The sequence below is a fragment of the Vreelandella halophytica genome, from assembly GCF_968193635.1.
This window is the reverse complement of sequence record NZ_OZ309107.1, coordinates 2,397,340-2,411,479: the sequence shown is the minus strand read 5'-3', so window position 1 is coordinate 2,411,479 and position 14,140 is coordinate 2,397,340. Positions and strand designations below refer to the sequence as shown.

Here is a 14,140-nt window from a genome sequence, read left to right as displayed (position 1 = left end):
ACGTAATCTGCTTGGTGGCTAATTCACAGCGCCGCCCGTCCATATCGGGTGGCCTAAAACGCGAGCAGGTGCGCCATGCCGGAACACGTCCCAACACAACGATCGGCCCAAGAGCTTGGCAGCAGAGCGCTGGACCCCGCCTTCGAGCCGCGCTTGCTGGTAACGGACCTGGACGGTTCTTTGCTGGACCATGACAGCTACGACTTTTCACCGGCCAGAGCGTCGCTCATTCGGCTTGGCGAGCTGGGGGTGCCCGTCATCCCCGTGACCAGCAAGACCCGCGCCGAGCTGATTCCGCTGCGCGAGGCCCTCAAGCTCACTTCCACCCCCTTTGTCGCTGAAAACGGCGCAGTGATCGGCTTGCCGCCGGGCTGGTGCCATCCAAGTCTGGACCGCCCGGGCGACGCCAGAGACGGCATCGTCATCAAACATACCGGGGTGGATGCCCGTTTCATTCGCGCGCGACTGAACGTATGGCGTGAGCGCCTGGGCGTGCGCTTCACCCGTATGGGCGAGATGTCCGTCGAACGGCTCATCGAACTGACCGGGTTGGACGAGGCGCGCGCCAATGCCGCGCGCCAGCGCGAAGGCAGCGAGCCGCTAATCTGGGAGGATGACGACAAGGCGCTGGAAGGTTTTCGTCAAGCGCTCGAGAGCGATGGCCTGGCGCTGACCCAGGGCGGGCGTTTTCATCATGTAATGGGCGCGGCCTCGGACAAAGGCAGCGCCGTGAACTGGCTGATCAAGCGCTTTAGCGCCCTACGTGGGCGGGCGCCACTTACCCTGGGCCTTGGCGATGGGCCCAACGATGTCGAAATGCTCGAGGCCGTGAACCAGGCGGTGGTCATCAAGGGGCGTCACCGCTTGACCGTGGCCCCCGCCAACCCGCTTTTATATCGCACCCATGCAGAAGGCCCCGAGGGCTGGGTCGAGGGCCTCATGTACTGGTGGGGCCAGGCAGATGAACGCTTGGCAGTGGCCGAAGACGACGCCACGACGGGATAAATTGGGTCCTGGGGCCTTTTAAAGTCAATGCCGGACGATACGCCAAAGAGGGCACACTATGAGCGATTTTCATCAAAATGGTTTAGTGACGGACTTTCACAACTTGACGCGGCGTCCCGTCGAGGATCTCGAGAAAGACCTGGCTGACTTTGCCAAGCGCCGCCCCATGGGGCTCATTCTACCGTCGCTTTTTTCCGAGCTCGAAGGGCCGGCGCTGTCGGCGATCATCGACGAGCTCAAACACGTTCCCTACCTTGGCGAAATCGTAATCGGGCTCGACCGGGCCGACCGCGAACAGTTCTTGTACGCCCGGGAGTTTTTCTCCCGTCTGCCGCAGCATACGCGCATCCTTTGGAACGACGGACCGCGCCTGCGCGCGCTGGATAGCGAACTCGAAGAGCACGGTCTGGGGGCATTGGAGCCGGGTAAAGGACGCAACGTGTGGTACTGCGCTGGTTATATGCTCGCATCGAACCGCTCGACGGTGGTGGGGCTTCACGACTGCGATATTTTGACCTACGACCGTGGTCTGCTGGCGCGCTTGATGTACCCAGTAGCCCATCCGCGCTTCAACTACAGTTTCTGTAAGGGCTACTACCCGCGTATTGCCGAAGGCAAACTCAACGGCCGCGTTTCCCGGCTAATGGTCACACCGCTTCTGCGCGCCCTGAAAACCGTCTGCGGGCCGCTGCCGTATCTGGATTACCTGGACAGCTTTCGCTACCCGCTCTCCGGCGAGTTCGCCATGCGCCGTGACGTGCTGGAAGGCATTCGTATTCCGGCGGATTGGGGGCTCGAGATAGGCGTACTCTCGGAACTTCAGCGTAACTATTCGATGCGCCAGATCTGTCAGGTGGACATCGCCGATGCCTACGACCATAAACATCAGCCGGTCAGCGAAGAAGACGCAAGCGGTGGGCTCAACCGCATGAGTCTGGATATCGCCAAAGCGCTTTACCGCAAACTCGCCACCCAGGGCGTGAGTTTCAGCAGCGAGGATTTCCGCACGCTCAAGGCGACCTATTACCGCTTGGCGCTCGATTTGATCGAAGCCTACGACCATGATGCCACCATGAACGGACTGAGTCTTGACCGCCACAGCGAAGAGCAGGCGGTCGAGCTTTTTGCCAGCAACCTGCTGGAGGCGGGCAACCTGTTTCTGGACAACCCGCGCGAACGCCCCTTCATCCCCAGCTGGAGCCGCGTACAGGCCGCCGTACCGGATCTCCTGGCGCGCATGCACGAAGCGGTCGAGTTGGACAATCAGGGCAAGGTCTAGCAAGAACGTATTCAGCTCTAGTGGCAAGCGCAGGTTTCAGCGGGTAATTTCTAAAACGTGGCCTCGCCAGCAAAGGAAGGCCATGCCTTCCATCGCCCAATAGAATGGGGCGCCTGAGATAGGCTCATCCACCGTAGGAGCAGGCTTTAGCCAGCGATGCCGCGCAAAGCGCGGCTGGGGTCGATGCCAGAAAAAAGGCTGGCCTGAAGAGGCCAGCCTTGTGAGCGACAGGCGTTAGAAGTCGCTGGTGGGGGCGCTGGTGCTGGGCAGGCGCTGTACCGTTTGCGGTGCGGCGTCGTGGATACGAAAGTGCGTTACCCGGTCGCGCAGCTCCATGCTGAGCTGGGCCAGCGCTTGGGTGGCGTGGTTGCTCTCCTGAACCAGCCCGGCGTTTTGCTGGGTCATCTGATCCATCTGAGTGACCGCTTCGTTGACCTGCTCGATACCGCTGCTTTGTTCCTTGGTCGCCGCCGCGATCTCCTGTACCAACGTGCTGAGCTGCTGAATATCGCCCACTACGCTGCTGATGACATCGCCGGTATCGCGTACCTGCTGGCTGCCGCCGGTCACTTTCACGCCGGAGTCTTCGATCAGTTTCTTGATCTCCTGCGCCGCCGCAGCTGAGCGGCTGGCCAGCTGGCGCACCTCGTTGGCTACTACGGCAAACCCGCGGCCCTGCTCGCCGGCGCGGGCGGCCTCGACCGAGGCATTGAGCGCCAGAATATTGGTCTGAAATGCGATGCCGTCGATCGTGTCGACGATGCTGCTCATCTGCGACGAACTTTCGTTGATGGCATCCATCGTGCTGACCACATTGGTCATGGCGTCGCTGCCACGCTGGGCGTTAGAGGCCGTGGAGGCGGCCAGTTGACGCGCGTGGTCGGCGTGCTCGGCGTTTTGCTTCACCGTCGCCGTCAGTTCTTCCATGCTCGAAGCGGTTTCGGCAAGCGAGGCGGCCTGCTGCTCGGTGCGCGTCGAAAGCTCTTCGTTGACGCCCACGATCTGCTCGACCCCGCTGTTGACCTGGTCGGCGCCCTGGTGAATCCCGCCAATCGTATCCGCCAGGTTTTCCCGCATACGGTTGATATTGAACAGCAAGCTGTGTTGATCCGAGCGGGCAAGCGTGGTGCTGCGGGTCAGGTCACCATCGGCAATATGGCTGACCACGTTGGCGGCATAGCGCGGGTCACCCCCCAGCCGGCGTCCTACATCGCGAATGATCCAGCCCATTAAAAGCGCCACGGGCAAGCCGATAATGAGAAAGGCGATCAGCGACTGAATCAGGTTGCTAATAAAATCCGCGTTGATGTCATCGGTATAGATGCCCGCGCCATAGGCCCAGCCCCAATCAGGTAAGTAAGCGAAATAGCTGATTTTGGGAAACTGGTCGTCACCCGCATCGATGCGGCGCGAATAGTACTCGACGTGGCCGCCGCCGGACTTGGCCGCCTCCATGAAGGCGCTGTAGAGATACATGCCGCGACTGTCCTGGAAGCTACTCATATCGTCGCCCCGTTCACGCCTGGGGTGCGCGACGATATCGAGCTGTTCGTCGAAAGCGAAGATATATTCGCCGTCGCCAAAGCCGGCGTTGACGATGCTCTCGATTGCGCGCTGCTGCGCCTGCTCGCGGGTAAGCTCGCCGCTGGCGGCCCGCGCTTGAAGTGATTCCAACTGGGAACCCAGACTCTCGACTACCTGCTGGATACTGGTGCGCCGCTCCTCCTCCATGGTTTGTCGAGTATCCCAGCTAAGCCAGCCCACCAGAGCCAGCATGGCAAAGCATATGATGGCCAGTACGCCCCACAGTCTTTGGTTCAACGTTAATCGTGTCATGGTGTTCCCGGTTTGGTTTTATTTAAAACAAGCACCTTCAGATACGATGCTGTATATCGGCGGAAACCGGCGGAGCATTAATAAAAAAAACCGCTTGCAGAGCAAGCGGATGATGAGGGGCGGGGTGCGTCTTGTTCCGAGTTATAGTGAGCGCGCCTCAAGGCGCCTCACTGCCCATCATGTCGATCAAGCGCTCCTCGCTTGGCAACCCCTCGATACGATCAAGGCGGATATGGCCGTCGTCGGTTTCGCGCTGGAAAGCGCTGGTCGGGGTGGCGTTCAGGCCAAGCGCCTCGAAGAGCTGGTTATTGGTGTAGACCTGCTCCTCGATCGCGATCGCCTGGGCGCTGGCCTCGATAGGCTCGCCTTCGCTATGCGCTTTCAAGGCCGCCGACGGGTCATCGGCGGCGAGCAGCGTGGCGGCCAGCGCCGGGCTGTTGGGCGCCAATATACCGACCATGATGTGGCGAAGCTGGACCTCGCCGGCCTCGACCCAGGGGCGGGTTTGGCGCCAAAGCTGCTTGCAGTAGCGACAGTTGGCATCGGTGAACATGTAGACCGTCCTGGGCGCTTCGCGGTCGCCATCCTGAATCCAGTGGCTCTGCACAAGGCTTTGCCAAGTCTGCGCTTCCAACGGTACGCGCACAGAAGCCTCGAGCTGATCTTCGGTGACATTTTCACCTTGGCGATCCATCATCGTGCCGATAATGGCGTGCTCGCCGTCCGGCGTCAGGTAGATGATCATTTCCTGACCTGGCGTGCTGGCGCCAAAGCCGGTAAGCCCACCCGGGGCTTCGAAGCGTTCGTGAATCATGACGCCCTGATCGCGCAGCGCCTCGATGGGAGCGGGCAGTTCTGAGGCAACGCCAGGCGTCGCCCCCAGGCCTGCGCTTGCAAGCGCGGTGAGCAGTGATTTTTTAAACATGACCGGCATGGGGGGAGTGGCCTCAAGGGAGTGGGTCGTCGTGCAGCGCAGGTCGAGCGATTCAACCACCCTCGCGCACCAGCCAGCGAACCGCGTAGGGTGGCAGGGCTTTTTCCGGTATCCAAGCCTGCTCGCTATCGAGTGTTCGCCAGGTGTGCCGGTCGAGGGTGTCTGTCAGCGTCTCACCGGCCTCTTCGAGCGGGGCGGGCTTGTCGGTCACGTTGAAAAGCGCCAGCAAGGTTCTACCGTCTTGAAGCGGGCCGCGCTCGATGGCCAGTACGTTGTCGCTTGTCGCGATAACGCGCTGGGCGGCGCCCGGATGAAAGCATGGCTCTGAGCGGCGCTGCTTCAAAAATTCGCGTAGCGCAAAGAATATATCATGGGTCGGCGTCGTCGGGCTTTCCAGCAACAGCTCCAGCTCATCAAGCGCCCAGTGGTGACGGTTGATCGAGCGCAACCGTCCGCTTCGTTCTACGCCTTCGACGTCGTTGAGCGAGCCGGTCAGGGTGTGAATGTAAAGCGCGGGAATCCCCTGCAGCGTGAGCATGATCGCCTGGCTACACAAAAACCGGGCGATCTGCCAGGGGTCCGGTCCGCGGCGGGTGCCGCGCATTGCCTCGAACCAGGTGATGTTGATCTCGTAGGCCGTGTCGCTGCCGTCGGGGTTACTGCGCATGCTGACAAAACCGCCGAAGCGGTGCATCAATTCAAGCAAAGCGTCGCGCTCGTGATCGGGTAGCAGGCCCTCCAGCGGGCGCACGCCGATGCCGTCGTGGCTGGCGGTAAAATTCAAGTAGGTGCAGTTGTCCGGAAGCGTGGGCAGGCTTGCAAGCCAGGCCTGTAGGGTCGAGGTTTCACCCCGGGTAAGGGTGTGCAATAAAAGTGGCGGCAGGGCGAACTGATACACCATGTGCGCCTCATCCGCGGTTTTCACGGGCTCTGTTGCATCCGGCAGTAGCCGCTCGAGGCCGAAGTAGCTGATGTTCTCCGCGTGGGGCACGTTGGTTTCGGTGATCAACAGCGTCCCCGGGGCCACCTCGTCGACGATCGCGCGCAAAAGGCGCACCACGGTATGGGTTTCGGGCAGGTGGATGCAGTTCGTGCCCAGGCGTTTCCATAAAAACGCCACGGCGTCGAGGCGGATGATGCGAATACCCTGCAGTAGATAGAAAAGCAGAATGCCCACGAATTCGAGCAGGACATCCGGGTTTTCGAAGTTCAGATCGATCTGGTCGTCGGAAAAGGTCGCCCACAGGTGGCGCGTGCCGCGCCGGGTGGCCACGGGCACCAAAAGCGGGCTACTGCGTGGCCGGGTCACTTGGGAGACATTCGTCTGTGGGTCGGCCTCGATAAAGAAATCGCGCCCGGGCAGGCTCCCGGTCAGGTAGTCAACGAACCAGAGCGACTCCCGGGAGACGTGGTTGAGTACCAAATCGCCCATGAGGTCGAAGTGGTGGGCAATCTCGCGAATATGCGACCAATCGCCGAGCTCGGGATTGACCTCCCGGTAGTGAATGACCGAGAAACCGTCGTCGCTGCTCCAGGGAAAGAAGGGCAGTACGTGCACGCCGCTAATGCAGTCGCCCAGGCGGTTGCGTAAAAAATCGCTGAGCACGGTAAGGGGAGGCTGGTCCTCGGCGGTGATCGAGTCGCCATAGCTGATCACCCACTGATCCCTTTCGCTCCAAAGTGGTGCGCCGGGAGGGGCGTCATTCACCCGGGCAACCGGCGTGCCGTCCTGGCTTTCGCCCCTTGCCCGGGCGTCGGCGTAGTACGCCAGGTGCTGGTTGATTCGCCGGACGACCTCGTCCGCGCGGTGGCCATAAAGGTGGGTCAAATAGCGGTGAAGCGTTTGCTCGAAAGGCGTCATGGCGCGTCCTCTTGTGATAGCTGTAACAAACGCTGCAGCTTGTGTGCCAAATCGTTACAATGCTAGGTTATGGCCGCATCGATATAAAAGGCGGCGGCCCCTGCATATCGAACGAACCCTTGTGGGGCTATTCAGTAAGCCTTTAAAAAATCTGTTTTTAAAGGCCTGCTTTTAAACGGCTCTTGTTCGATAGCGTGGCGTTTTAAAAACGCGCTCAGGCGGCACAACGTTATTACTGCTCTAACCATAGGTTGACGGCCATGCATTGCCCTTTTTGTGGTGCTAATGATACTCGAGTCACCGACTCGCGCCTGGTGGCAGACGGCGACCAGGTGCGGCGGCGGCGCCAGTGCGCCAGCTGCCAGGAGCGCTTTACCACCTACGAAACCGCGGAGCTCATCATGCCCCGGGTGGTAAAATCCGACGGCTCCCGTGAAAGTTTCAACGAGGCCAAGCTGCGCGCCGGTATGCTGCGCGCGCTGGAAAAGCGCCCGGTCAGCGCCGAGGCCATCGAAGCGGCGGTCGAACGCATTCGCCAGCAATTGCGTGCTCAAGGCGAGCGGGAAGTGAACGCCTGGGATATTGGCGAGGCGGTCATGAAAGCGTTGAGCGGGCTCGACCAGGTCGCGTACATCCGCTTTGCTTCGGTTTATCGCAAATTTCAGGATCTGGACGAGTTTCGCGCCGAGATCGACCGGCTGGCGCAAAGCCCTAAAGAGGCTTCCAGTGCTACGCCGGCAGGCGCTGATAATGAAACGGCAAAGCCTGGCGGAGAATCCTGATGAGCACGGCCTTTTCCACCCGCGACCACGTCTATATGGCAAGAGCTCTCACGCTTGCCAAAAAGGGCCTTTATACCACTGACCCCAACCCGCGAGTGGGCTGCGTGATCGTTCGCTACGATGACGCGGGCGCCGAGGACGAAGGGCGCGTGGTAGGCGAAGGTTTTCACGAACGAGCAGGCGAGGCCCACGCGGAAGTGCATGCCCTTGATGCTGCCGGCGACAGCGCCCGCGGGGCGACCGCCTACGTCACGCTGGAGCCTTGCTCTCACGTAGGCCGCACGGGCCCCTGCGCCGATGCCCTGGTCAGCGCCCAGGTAGCCCGGGTGGTGATCGCCATGGTCGACCCCAACCCGCAGGTCAGCGGCCAAGGGGTCGAGCGCTTGGAAAAGGCGGGTATCAAGGTCGAGACCGGGCTTTTGGCGTCCGAGGCCCAGGCGCTCAATCCGGGGTTTATCTCGCGTATGCAGCGCGGGTTGCCGTTCGTGCGTTTGAAAATGGCCATGAGTCTGGATGGGCGCACCGCCATGGGCTCGGGGGAGTCGCAGTGGATTACCGGGCCCGAGGCGCGCCGCCAGGTACAGCGGCTACGCGCGCGTTCGAGCGCCATTTTGAGCGGCGTCGAGTCGATCATTTTGGATGATGCACGCTTGACCCTGCGCGCCGAACAGCTCGGCCTCGACAACGGCGAGCTAGCCGCCGCCCGCCAGCCGCTTCGCGTGATCATGGACTCGACGCTGCGCCTGCCGCTGGCTGCGGCCTGCCTGCAAGAACCTGGCCAGACCCTGGTGATCACCACCGAGCAGCACAGCGAAGAGAAGCGCCGTAAACTGGAAGAGGCGGGCGCGCACATTCACGTGATGCCCGCTTTCGCGGCGGGCAGGGTGTCGCTTTCCGATATGCTGAGCTATTTGGCCTGCGAGTACGATGTCAACGAAGTGCTGGTAGAAACCGGCGCGACCCTGGCCGGGGCACTGCTCGATGCGCGCCTGGTTGACGAGCTGCAGCTTTTTGTCGCGCCCACGCTTTTGGGGGGCGAAGCGCGGCCGCTTTTCGCGCTGCCCGGGCTTACCGAAATGGTCCATCAAAAGCGCCTGGATATTCAGGATATCCGGGCAGTAGGGGAGGATTGGCGCATTATTGCCAAACCTCGCGATCTCGAGACCTGCGGTAACGCCGACTAAATCGAGCGCACGTTGAGAGGCGCTGACCAAGGGTTGGCGCTGGTGGCGAACGCGCTTAAACCTGGCGCGCGCGGGTCAGCCAAGGTACCCTTGCGCGCAAAATCGCACATAGTGCGGCTACTGTTTGGGAGATTCCATGGTGCACGCCTGTTCAGAGGGGCTATCCCCGATTGCCGATCTGGTCGAAGATATCCGGCAGGGCAAAATGGTGATCCTCATGGATGATGAGGATCGCGAAAACGAAGGCGATATCATTATGGCGGCTGAAAAGGTTCAGCCCGAGCATATCAACTTCATGGCGCGCCACGCCTGCGGGCTGATCTGTATGCCCATGACGCGCGAGCGCTGCGAGCGGCTGGACCTGCCTTTGATGGTGGGTAAAAACGGTTCCGGTTTCGGTACCAAGTTCACGCTCTCCATCGAGGCCCGCGAAGGCGTGACGACCGGTATCTCGGCGGCGGATCGCGCGCGCACCGTACAGGCCGCGGCGGCCCCCAACGCGAAAGCGGCGGATATCGTGCAGCCCGGGCATATTTTCCCGTTGATGGCGGAGCCGGGCGGGGTGCTGCGCCGCGCCGGGCACACCGAGGCGGCCTGCGATCTGGCGGCGCTTGCCGGGTGTGACCCGAGCGGGGTGATCTGTGAGATCATGAACGACGATGGCAGCATGGCGCGCCGCCCCGAGCTCGAGGCGTTCGCCAACACCCACGGTATCAAGATGGGCACCATCGCTGATCTGATTCACTACCGCATGGTCAACGAGCAAACCGTCGATCTGATCGAAACCACGCCGGTATCGACCACTCACGGCGAGCTGACGCTACACGTGTTTCGCGACCGCCTGCAGGGCAGCCACCACCTGGCGCTGGTCAAGGGTCGCCCCGTCCCGGAAGAGATCACCACGGTGCGCGTTCACCTGGCCGATACGCTGCGCGACGTGCTGGGGCTGACGCAGGCGTCGTCCTATCGCTGGCACGCGCACCGGGCACTCGATGAGATCGCCACGGCCGAGGCGGGCGTGCTGGTGTTGATCGACGAAGGGTATCCGGCGCAGGATCTCAAGGATCAGTTGGAGCTATTTTTGGGCCGCGTACAGCCGCCGCGCACCAGCGACTCCGACGGCTCCGGTAATTACATGACCATTGGTACAGGCTCGCAGATTCTGCGCCATCTGGGCGTAGGCAAGATGCGCCTTCTCAGTTCGCCGTGGAAATTTTCAGCGCTTTCCGGGTTCGATCTGGAAGTCGTCGAGCTCGTAGGCCCCGAAAGCGGCACTGAACCCACGTCTTGATAGATGATTAAGTAGGATTAAATAGATGCAATCCCTTTCGCAAGTTGAAGGCAGTTTTGTCGATGTCGACGGCCGCTACGTGATCGTGGTCGGGCGTTTCAACCACCATGTGGTCGATAGCCTGGTCGAAGGCGCCGTAGACAGCCTGACGCGCCACGGCGTCGACGCTGACAATATTCATATCGTGCACGTGCCCGGCGCCTGGGAGCTTCCTCTAGCGGTCAAGCGGGTACTCAAAACCATCAAGCCCGAGGCGGTGATTGCGCTGGGCGCGGTGATTCGTGGCGGTACGCCGCACTTTGAGTACGTGGCGGGCGGCTGCAACACGGCCATCAACCATCTTCAGCTCGAGTTCGATACCCCCATCGCCAATGGCGTGCTGACCGTGGAGTCCATCGAGCAGGCAATCGAGCGCGCCGGCACCAAGGCGGGTAATAAAGGCACCGAAGCGGCCATGGCCGCCATGGAAATGGTGTCGCTGCTGCGCGCGCTACCCCTCGGAGAGCGTTCATGAGCGAGCGTCAGCCAAGCGCTGCCCAGCAGGCGCGCCGTGCCGCCCGAGAACTGACCGTGCAGGCGCTTTACCAGTGGGAAATGACCGGCAAGTCGGCCTCCACCGTGGAGGCCGAGTTTCGTAGCCAGCTCGCCGACGACGACCTGGAAGACCACGAAAACTGGGTCATGGTGATGCAGATCGCCGACAAGGCGCTGTTTCACACCCTGTTTCACGAAACCGTGCGTCACAAAACCGAGCTCGATCGCGAAATTTCCACACTACTGGATCGCCGCCTGGAGGATCTGGATGCGGTGGAGCTGGCCATTCTGCGCCTGGGCGCCTATGAGCTTGCCAAGCGCCCGGAAGTGCCTTATCGCGTGGCGATCAATGAAGGCGTCGAGCTGGCCAAGTCCTTTGGCGCCACCGATGGCCACAAATACGTTAACGGCATTCTCGATAAGCTGGCCAACCGCTTACGCAGTGCCGAGGTAAGCGCTCGCCGGCTTTAAGGCGAGTTCGCTTGGATCGCGTCAAGGGGCCCCATGTGTTTGGCGAATTCGAACTCATTGAACGGTTTTTAAAACCCGCACCCACGCTGGCTGGCAACAGCGGTGTGGCGCTGGGCTGCGGTGACGATGCTACCTTGCTAACGCCCCAGCCGGGCTGTCAGCTGGCGGTGAGCGTCGACACATCGATCGTTGACGTTCACTTCCCCGCCGATGCCCCGGCCGAGGCTATCGGCCACCGCGCGTTAGCGGTGGCCTTGAGCGACCTGGCCGCCATGGGCGCCAGGTCGCGCTGGTGCATGATGGCGCTTAGTCAGCCCCAAAACGCCTTTCGCGACGCCTTTGAGGCCACCCGCTGGTACCAGGCCTACGCGCAGGGTTTTCATGCGCTTTGCGACCAGCATCGAACGGCGCTGGTGGGCGGCGATGTCACCGCCGGTGCGCTGAGCATTAGTGTGACCGTCATGGGGGAGGTGCCCGATAACGAAGCACTCACCCGCGCCGGTGCCAGCCCCGGCGACCTCATCGCCGTGACCGGGGTGCTGGGTGGCGGCGCCGGCGGGCTTTATATGTGGCAGCAGGGTGAGCGCGACATGGCGCATCCGCTTTTGCAGCGCTATCTTCTGCCGACACCGCAGTTGGAAGCGGGTATCGCGCTGCGCGGGCTTGCCAGCAGCGCGCTGGATATTTCGGATGGCCTGCTGGCCGACCTGGGTCATCTTCGCCGGGCCTCCGGCGTCGGAGCCGAGCTTTACCCCGAGGCGCTGCCCAAAGCCTGCGGGCTGGAAGAGGCCCTGGGAGACGGCGCGCTGCAGGCCATGCTAAGTGGCGGCGATGACTACGAACTGTTGGTGACGCTGGCGCCGGGCAATGTAGCGAAAGCCGAGCAGGCGCTGGCGCAGATTGGCGTAGCGCTCACCGTCATTGGGCGCTGTAGCGATACGCCCGGGGTGCGTGGCGTCGATGCACAAAGCGCCCAAGGGTGGCAGCATTTCAACGAGGAAGCGCCATGAACCAGGCACCTTCGAGCGTTTGGCGCCGCCCGACCCACTTTTTTGCCTTTGGCCTGGGCAGCGGCATGGTGCCCTGGGCGCCAGGCACCTTTGGCACCCTCGCCGCCATTCCGTTTTACTGGATCATGGCGGATCTGCCGCTGGGCTGGTACTTGAGCCTGGTGTTCGTGGCCTTTGTGGTCGGTGTCTGGCTTTGCGATAAAACTTCCCACGATCTGGGCGTTCATGACCACTCCGGCATCGTCTGGGACGAGTTCGTCGGCTACTGGATCACCATGGCCGCCGTGCCGTTCTCCTGGGAGGCCGCGCTTTGGGGGTTCATCGTCTTTCGCATCTTCGATGTCTTCAAACCCTGGCCGATTCGCTGGGCCGACCGGCGCGTGGCAGGCGGCTTTGGCATCATGATCGACGACGTCATGGCCGGGATCTACGCCTGGAGCACCATGCACCTGTGGTTCTGGCTGCACTGAAACGCCCGCTACGCTATAGCGGCGGCGGGTGGTCGCGTTCAAGGATGTTATCGCGGCGGTATTTGCTTTAGCGTAGTGGGCAATGCGCCTTGAGCCGGGCGTCAATCTTGGGCTATCCAGGGAGATGGCATGCGTAAGGAACGTCTTATTGTGCCGGTCATCGTGGTGGCGGCGCTTGTTTGGGCCGTCGCTCAGCTGGTTTCGAGTATTCTTTTCGAGCGCAGTTTGAGCCAGGCGCTGGAAGACCTGGAGGCCCGCGGCGAGTGGCGGGTAAGTCGCAGCGAAAGCCGCCAGGGCTGGCTGACCTCCCGGGGGCGGGTGCTGCTCTCACCGCTTCTGGGCAGGCCCTGGCAGCTTGCGCTGACCTACGATGCCCGTCACGGGCTTTTGAGCACCGATGTCGAAGGTACCCTGGTGCCTAGACTGGACAGCGCGCTGCAAAAGGCGGTCGGTGAGGTATCCGCGCTTTCGCTGCCGCGTTGGGAAGGGCGCTACCATACCTTGAGTGGTAAAAGTGAGCTACGCCTGGCGCTAGCGCCTTTCGTCATTCAGCAAAATGGCCGAGAGCTCGACGTACGCGGCGCCCGCCTGCGCCTGGAAGGCGTGTTTGGCGACTGGCGACTGCGCGCGCTGTTCGACCAGCTTACGCTAAGTGACGGTCAGGCTTACCTTTCGTTTGGTCCCACCACCCTCGAAAGCCGCTACACCTATATCGAAGACGCCTACCATTTCGCCCAGCGCGACCACCTGCACATCGACACCACCACGCTCTACTACCCGGGCTACGAGGTCCAGGCTGCGCCCATCGACCTGCAAAGCTACATGGTGCTCGATGAAAGCGAGCTGCGCTTGCAAGGCAGTCTTTCCGTGGGCGATGTACGCGTGCCCAGCGAAGCCCCGGATACCCCGCTACTGAGCGGTGAAATCGAAGCGGAGCTTTCGCGGCTCAATGCCGACGCCGTGCGCCAAATCATTCGCCGCATCCGTCAGGAGGCGGCCTGGGGCGATACGGACCGGCCCATGGCCGAAGGCTTCATGACCCGCCTGGAGCCCGAAGTGCTTCATCTTCTAAGCGACTCGCCCCGGCTCGATGTTACCCGCATTGCCCTCGATAGCCCGCTGTTGGGCATTACCGTCGACGCGGACGGGGCGCTGTTTTTCGATGGACGCCGGCTCGAGCCGCTCAGCCTGGCCGGGCTTGGCGACGCCCAGGCGCGTAGCCGCTGGAAGGAGCGAATCGACGGCGACTTCGTCTGGTACGATGCGCCGACGGTCGCCGCGCTGTGGCTGGGGCTTCCGCTCGGCACCCGGGAGCTTCAGTTCGACGTGATTCGCGGCAATTGGCGGGTGAACGGCCGCCCCATTCCCGAGCTTTGGCCCCAGTAGGCACCTGCCCGCCGGCTTGGCTTGTAAAGCGAACCGAAAGGCAGTAAGGCAAAAGGGTTCTAGGGTCCAAGGGTTGAAGTTTCCTCGCTCTGCCCAC

General features: G+C 61.9%; 13 protein-coding genes. 10 read left to right on the top strand and 3 right to left on the bottom strand.

Annotated features, from left to right (window positions below; all coding sequences use genetic code 11):
• Positions 1-75 precede the first annotated feature (75 nt).
• On the top strand, positions 76-1,005 hold the full coding sequence (locus tag ACWHXT_RS11205) for an HAD-IIB family hydrolase (protein WP_447955888.1): 930 nt from the start codon (positions 76-78) through the stop codon (positions 1,003-1,005).
• A gap of 58 nt (positions 1,006-1,063) precedes the next feature.
• Positions 1,064-2,284, top strand: a complete 1,221-nt coding sequence (locus tag ACWHXT_RS11200; protein ID WP_447955887.1) for a glycosyl transferase — start codon at positions 1,064-1,066, stop codon at positions 2,282-2,284.
• A 234-nt stretch (positions 2,285-2,518) separates the two neighbouring features.
• Here the strand turns inward: ACWHXT_RS11200 and ACWHXT_RS11195 are convergent, their stop codons facing one another.
• The 3 genes from ACWHXT_RS11195 to ACWHXT_RS11185 form a co-directional block, all read right to left on the bottom strand.
• Entirely contained in the window at positions 2,519-4,120 is a 1,602-nt protein-coding gene (locus ACWHXT_RS11195) for a methyl-accepting chemotaxis protein (RefSeq protein ID WP_447955886.1), read from the bottom strand.
• Between the two features lie 157 nt (positions 4,121-4,277).
• On the bottom strand, positions 4,278-5,045 hold the full coding sequence (dsbG, locus tag ACWHXT_RS11190) for a thiol:disulfide interchange protein DsbG (protein ID WP_447958035.1): 768 nt from the start codon (positions 5,043-5,045) through the stop codon (positions 4,278-4,280).
• Between the two features lie 61 nt (positions 5,046-5,106).
• Positions 5,107-6,915: a sugar phosphorylase gene (locus ACWHXT_RS11185; RefSeq protein WP_447955885.1), complete on the bottom strand. Its 1,809-nt coding sequence runs from the start codon at positions 6,913-6,915 to the stop codon at positions 5,107-5,109.
• 260 nt (positions 6,916-7,175) lie between these two features.
• Here ACWHXT_RS11185 and nrdR point away from each other — a divergent pair, with 260 nt between their 5' ends.
• From nrdR to ACWHXT_RS11145, 8 genes are all read left to right on the top strand, one after another.
• On the top strand, positions 7,176-7,697 hold the full coding sequence (gene nrdR, locus ACWHXT_RS11180) for a transcriptional regulator NrdR (protein WP_447926401.1): 522 nt from the start codon (positions 7,176-7,178) through the stop codon (positions 7,695-7,697).
• Entirely contained in the window at positions 7,697-8,881 is a 1,185-nt protein-coding gene (gene ribD / locus ACWHXT_RS11175) for a bifunctional diaminohydroxyphosphoribosylaminopyrimidine deaminase/5-amino-6-(5-phosphoribosylamino)uracil reductase RibD (RefSeq protein ID WP_447955884.1), read from the top strand. Before nrdR ends, ribD begins: the two co-directional genes overlap by 1 nt.
• Positions 8,882-9,017: 136 nt before the next feature.
• Positions 9,018-10,172 (top strand): bifunctional 3,4-dihydroxy-2-butanone-4-phosphate synthase/GTP cyclohydrolase II, encoded by a 1,155-nt coding sequence (ribBA, locus tag ACWHXT_RS11170; RefSeq protein WP_447926399.1) that lies wholly within the window; start codon positions 9,018-9,020, stop codon positions 10,170-10,172.
• A gap of 25 nt (positions 10,173-10,197) precedes the next feature.
• Positions 10,198-10,686: a 6,7-dimethyl-8-ribityllumazine synthase gene (gene ribH / locus ACWHXT_RS11165; RefSeq protein WP_447926398.1), complete on the top strand. Its 489-nt coding sequence runs from the start codon at positions 10,198-10,200 to the stop codon at positions 10,684-10,686.
• The gene (gene nusB, locus ACWHXT_RS11160; RefSeq protein WP_447926397.1) at positions 10,683-11,177 is read left to right on the top strand and encodes a transcription antitermination factor NusB; all 495 of its coding nucleotides are present in this window, start codon (positions 10,683-10,685) and stop codon (positions 11,175-11,177) included. The genes ribH and nusB overlap by 4 nt, the downstream gene beginning before the upstream one ends.
• A gap of 35 nt (positions 11,178-11,212) precedes the next feature.
• Positions 11,213-12,187: a thiamine-phosphate kinase gene (gene thiL / locus ACWHXT_RS11155; RefSeq protein ID WP_447958034.1), complete on the top strand. Its 975-nt coding sequence runs from the start codon at positions 11,213-11,215 to the stop codon at positions 12,185-12,187.
• Positions 12,184-12,657 carry a phosphatidylglycerophosphatase A family protein gene (locus tag ACWHXT_RS11150; RefSeq protein WP_447529235.1) on the top strand — a complete coding sequence of 158 codons (474 nt, stop codon included), beginning with the start codon at positions 12,184-12,186 and terminating at the stop codon, positions 12,655-12,657. The genes thiL and ACWHXT_RS11150 overlap by 4 nt, the downstream gene beginning before the upstream one ends.
• Before the next feature lie 129 nt (positions 12,658-12,786).
• Entirely contained in the window at positions 12,787-14,043 is a 1,257-nt protein-coding gene (locus ACWHXT_RS11145; RefSeq protein WP_447955883.1) for a DUF945 family protein, read from the top strand.
• Positions 14,044-14,140: the final 97 nt, after the last annotated feature.

Coding starts and splice junctions, on each gene's coding strand:
- ACWHXT_RS11150 (WP_447529235.1), top strand. CDS start 12,184: ATGAACCAGGCACCTTCGAGCGTTTGGCGCCGCCCGACCCACTTTTTT.
- ACWHXT_RS11195 (WP_447955886.1), bottom strand. CDS start 4,120: ATGACACGATTAACGTTGAACCAAAGACTGTGGGGCGTACTGGCCATC.
- ribD (WP_447955884.1), top strand. CDS start 7,697: ATGAGCACGGCCTTTTCCACCCGCGACCACGTCTATATGGCAAGAGCT.
- dsbG (WP_447958035.1), bottom strand. CDS start 5,045: ATGTTTAAAAAATCACTGCTCACCGCGCTTGCAAGCGCAGGCCTGGGG.
- nusB (WP_447926397.1), top strand. CDS start 10,683: ATGAGCGAGCGTCAGCCAAGCGCTGCCCAGCAGGCGCGCCGTGCCGCC.
- ribH (WP_447926398.1), top strand. CDS start 10,198: ATGCAATCCCTTTCGCAAGTTGAAGGCAGTTTTGTCGATGTCGACGGC.
- nrdR (WP_447926401.1), top strand. CDS start 7,176: ATGCATTGCCCTTTTTGTGGTGCTAATGATACTCGAGTCACCGACTCG.
- ACWHXT_RS11200 (WP_447955887.1), top strand. CDS start 1,064: ATGAGCGATTTTCATCAAAATGGTTTAGTGACGGACTTTCACAACTTG.
- ACWHXT_RS11185 (WP_447955885.1), bottom strand. CDS start 6,915: ATGACGCCTTTCGAGCAAACGCTTCACCGCTATTTGACCCACCTTTAT.
- ACWHXT_RS11145 (WP_447955883.1), top strand. CDS start 12,787: ATGCGTAAGGAACGTCTTATTGTGCCGGTCATCGTGGTGGCGGCGCTT.
- ACWHXT_RS11205 (WP_447955888.1), top strand. CDS start 76: ATGCCGGAACACGTCCCAACACAACGATCGGCCCAAGAGCTTGGCAGC.
- ribBA (WP_447926399.1), top strand. CDS start 9,018: ATGGTGCACGCCTGTTCAGAGGGGCTATCCCCGATTGCCGATCTGGTC.